This window comes from Saliphagus sp. GCM10025334, assembly GCF_042663485.1.
Taxonomy (GTDB): domain Archaea; phylum Halobacteriota; class Halobacteria; order Halobacteriales; family Natrialbaceae; genus Natronosalvus.
In genome coordinates, this window is record NZ_JBHTAF010000010.1 from 1 (window position 1) to 4602 (window position 4602).

Genomic DNA, 4602 nt, shown 5'->3' on the forward strand with positions numbered 1-4602 from the left:
GGTTCTCGTCGTCCAGATGCGCGAGGAACTCATTGACGACCTGGGCGTGCTCTCGGTGGAGGTCATTTCCACGGTCAGCGAGGAGGGCATCGATTTCGTCGATGAAGATGACGCACCGGTCGAACTGCTCAGCCTCGGCGAAGAGCTGGTTGACCTGCTCGGTTGACTCGTTGATCCACCGGGATTTGATATCGCCTGCAGACAACTCGAGGTACGGATGGCCGAGTTCGCCGGCGATTGCTCGAGCGAATAGGGTCTTCCCGGTTCCGGGTGGGCCGTAAAGGAGAATCCCGTTCGGTGGTGAGACGTTGAACCGCTCGTAGGCTTCGTCAATCCGGGTAAGTGGTCGAAGGACAGATCTCTCGATATTTGTTTTCAGCGACTCCATCCCACCAATATCTGCAAACCGTGTCTCTGGTGCAGGTTCCCATCTGTACGTTAAATCCTGCAGGTCCACCTCTTGGTTGTTCTCACCGGTAGTATATGGTTGAGCCCTATCTCGACTTATCTCGTCTGCAGAATCAGTTGACTGGTTAGCGCAGTTGATCGAACTCGATTGTCTCTTCTGCTTTGATTTTGGGGAGTTGCTATTTGTATTGGTCTCCGTGTGAGCAGCGAGGTCGGCGTATGTCATCATGGGAACGGAGACGATCCAACTGAGAACCATTAGCCATGTGTTATCGAACAATGCCGGCGCTCGGAGTACTTGGACCATCTCTGAAACGCTGGGGAAAGCAGTCCCCCAAAGTGGAAGAAACCAAATAGCGGTCAAGATAGTCGATCCACCAATAATTCCAAAAACCCAACCTCGTTCTATATCCTTGTCATCCTGCCCTGCTACCAGCTCCATAATCGTTACTAAGGCAATGGCAGTGAATCCTGGGAGGAACCAGATAGAGGGAATACTGACAACTGCTGCGAGCCACCCAAATGACGAGGGGACTTTCGTGGCCACCCAAACCACGCCTAATGGGACGAACAGATAGCAGCCAGTTAATAGGATTGTTGAAACGAGAACTACAGCAATAGTCCTGAAAACGTGGCTGTACCCTCGATTATCGGCCGTCTGCTTAATTGAGGGCGTGGTGGGTTCTCGATCGTCCATATGCTGTTTCAACCTACGAAATTATCTTGTATATTCATCTGGTCGAACACCCTGTCATTCTGATCGACCCTTGTTTGAGGCCGTGTTCGTCCAATCATCCAGGTTTCGTTGCTTTGAGTTAGAGTCATCAGCGGCATCTACGACGGGGTTCTCACGGTAACGTTCGAGACCTGCCTCTGCCCAATCGACAGGCGATTGGTGAAGATTTCGGGTTGCGTAGTCCGCCCCTGCATGTGCATCTTTTGCCGTACGCTTTCCTCCCTTCTTGATCGCTCTTCCTTTGCTTTTACTCCATTCTCTCTTGTCTTCCGAGATGTTGTTTGCGAGTGCTCCTCCGACCGCGCTCTTGGCCCGACTAGTAGCAAAACCAGCTTTTCCAACGGCGGCGCCACCTACCCCGCGAGTGATGTGTTTGTCGATTCCTCTCACCCCTTTTGACGTCCCATGTCTCGCCTGTTCGATCAGGGCGGTACGAGTCGACTTTCCGCTGGACTGGTTCGTCGACGAGCCCTGAGAACTCGACTTACTCTTCGCACCCTGTCGACCGGAGATCCGCCGCGGTGACAGCCCGGCCATCGCCGCTGATTTGATGCCAACGAGTGCGGGAGCGACGAGTCCGATCAACCAGAAGAGGTACGCCTCGAGAACTTCCCCGAATCCGGGATCACTCGCTTGCTGACTCTGGGCAGCGGTCGCCCCCTGACCGGCCATGTCCGCGTATGCCCCGGCGGCTGCAGCACCAGTCTGTAGGAGGCCAGCCATCACAATTCCGGCGAGGAGCATGTAGGCCGTCGCTCGAAGGACGGTTTTCGAAATCTCCGACGCGTAGCGAAGCGGCCCGAAGTCCAGGAACAACATCGCTCCGAGCACAGGTAGGAGGATGAACGTCGCATTTAACAAGAACTCCCGCAGGATGAAGACACCAAGCGCGAGGAGGATGCCTGCCACAGACACCATACTCAGGATGAGTCCACCGATGATCGCACCGGAACTCGACGCTGCAGCCCCGTCGAGGCCTGATTGCAAGACCTCCGGGCCGAACGCGGCGCCGTAGTCAGCAGTGAAGATATGGCGGATAAGCGCGTTCGTCAACAGCAGACCGAAGTGCATGATCTGCCGAGCAACGGCGACGAAGATGATCACCTTCAGCGCTTTCCACACCAGCATGAAGTTCGTCACTTCGATCCGGTCGGCGAATGGCTTCGTTGCGACGCCCGCCATGAACATGATCACGAGCAGCTGTGGGAAGATATCCAGATTGTGCTGGAAGGCTGCCTGCATCCCAGGATCTGAGTAGGGACTATCGAAGATGATGAACGTGAGTATCCCATTGGCGACGAGTTCGCCGATAAAACCGAGAATCCCGGTCAGGATGTAGGTGAAAAAGTCGGCAATCCAGTCGGAGAATACGGCGGCGGGTGAGACTATAGGTGCGTCAGGCAACAGAATCGCAATGCTGTGCAGACTGACCGATAGTATCTCGGGACCGATGCTGTCATGAGCGACGTCGGTTGGGACGTGGTATTTCGAGCCAATCATTGTGTGTTCTGAGGTTGTTGTGGGGTTGTTGTGTGCGTGTTAGAGCCACCACTCGAGCGTCTCATGGGCGCTCTATCCCCCCTCCTTTCGCATGTACGCGAACGGTGCGAAGAAGATGATAAACGCGACCACCGAAACCAGCGCACCCGCGAGGCTGGTCAGGAGTTGATAGATGTCAAACGGATCCGGCTGAAACGCGACTCGAGCCTGCACTGGCCCGTAGTAGGCGTTTTCGGAGGCGTCAGCCACACCTGCAAACGAAGCAGTCACGTAGAGATCTCGCCGCTCGACTACGATGGCGCCGTCAGCGTTCGTCGTCGCTCGCCCTTGGGCCGCACCTCGAAGCCAGATCGTTTGGTTCGTCAGCGGTTGACTAGTGGCCGTGTCCGTCAGCTGGATTTTGGCATGGGTCTCGTTGAGAACCGTCGTAGAGAGACTCGCGTTCTGCTCGCGAACAGTTTGGGTCGTCAGCGGAATCGAATCATTGTGGATATCGCGGACCTCCGTAATCGGCTGGTCGACGTTCGTAATGACGATTGTCGTATAGCCGCGAGGGGAAACCGAGGTGAGATTGACATGGCGGTCGAGCGGAGCCGCGCTACCGGACAGATTACTACCATCCAGGTGCGTGATCTCTGGACCGGATGTGGCGTCCGTCTGTTGGGTCCACTCGAGCGTCGGCTGGCGACGGTTCGCGATGAGCTGGACCTCGAGGACGTTCGGGAACGCGACGGCCTGCTGGCGTGTCTGTGCAGTTGCGAACTGCTCGGTAAGCGTCTGGGTGAGTCGTGTCTCGTTCCGGGGTGATACTGAGGGGATGGTGTACGATTCCGGGAACAGGCGATGGCCACGTGTCGCGTTCACGTACTGGCGCTGTGAGTAGACACCCCAGACGTTCTGGATGCGTCCCTCTGCGTCGTCGAACTGCGCATAGCTCCAGAGTCGACGCTCAGAGAGCGATTGTGACCTCTCGAACGTGAGGACGATTCGGTCGATATCCTCCTCAGTGCGAACGATTGTCTGTGTGATGTTTAGGTCCTGGTTCGTCGTGACAGTGACACGCTCACTGTCCTGGACAGTGTGCGAGAGTCGAAGCGTTTCATCGGTTGCATTCGATAACTGCCAGCTGCCGCCGTCACGGACGTAGGTACTCGTCGTGGCGGCAACTGTCGAGTTGATCGTCGCACGAACCTGCATCATCGTCGGCTCGCTCGCGTTCGCGCCGTCGTACTCGAGTTGTCCTGGTGACTCCGAATCGCTGACCCAGGTCTGTTCCCCAATTCGGACGCTCCGATCGACCTCCTGATCGAGGAGGTCATAGGAGAGACAGGTCCTGGTGTCGCCGGTGACGGTACATGTCTGGTTTGGGAGGCGGGTCGAGTAATCGAGGTGTGCCAGGACGGTACCGTTTCGGGGGATGAGTAGTCGCTCGCTTTGGTTTCCAGCGTGGATTTCCTCACCAGCACCGATGCGAGTACGCGCTCCGTCCGCTGTACCGAGAATCGTGATATGGGCGTCTTTGATGACGGTTCCGTTCGAGCGCTGTGAGTCGGACAGCCAGAGACTCGTCGATTCGTTGCGCTGGATGGATTCCAACTGGGCAATTCGATACTCGCTGAGTGTCTGTTGGTTCGGCCCAACGCGATAGGGTGGCTGTGTTGTCGTGTAGGTGAAATCGCGCACCTGGCTGAGGTTTGCCAGGGAGGCGTTCTCCTCGCGGACGACGTCGTCGATGGTGGGAAGCACGAACGGTGGAAGCGATCCGGCTTCTGGGTCACGATCATCGGAGAGAAACGCTCGTGTTGCGTTGTCCGGCGCGATACTGGCTGGTGTTGTGACTGCACTCACGACGGGGAGCGTGAGGAGGGCGACAAGCACCAGACCGGTGAGGGGACGACTGGCCGTCATAGATCAGTGTAATGGGGTGGAGCGGCGGCCCACTCTTGGTTCACCTCAAG

At 56.7% G+C, this 4602-nt stretch carries 3 protein-coding genes; all 3 read right to left on the reverse strand.

What is annotated here, in order from left to right:
- Positions 1–1105, reverse strand: a 1105-nt coding sequence (locus ACFQO4_RS21120) for an AAA family ATPase (RefSeq protein WP_500262713.1), incomplete at its 3' end; no start/stop codon positions are given.
- A gap of 54 nt (positions 1106–1159) precedes the next feature.
- Complete coding sequence (locus tag ACFQO4_RS21125) at positions 1160–2644, reverse strand: hypothetical protein (protein WP_500262714.1); 1485 nt, start codon at positions 2642–2644, stop codon at positions 1160–1162.
- 72 nt (positions 2645–2716) lie between these two features.
- Positions 2717–4552 (reverse strand): DUF8186 domain-containing protein, encoded by a 1836-nt coding sequence (locus tag ACFQO4_RS21130; protein ID WP_500262715.1) that lies wholly within the window; start codon positions 4550–4552, stop codon positions 2717–2719.
- Positions 4553–4602 lie beyond the last annotated feature (50 nt).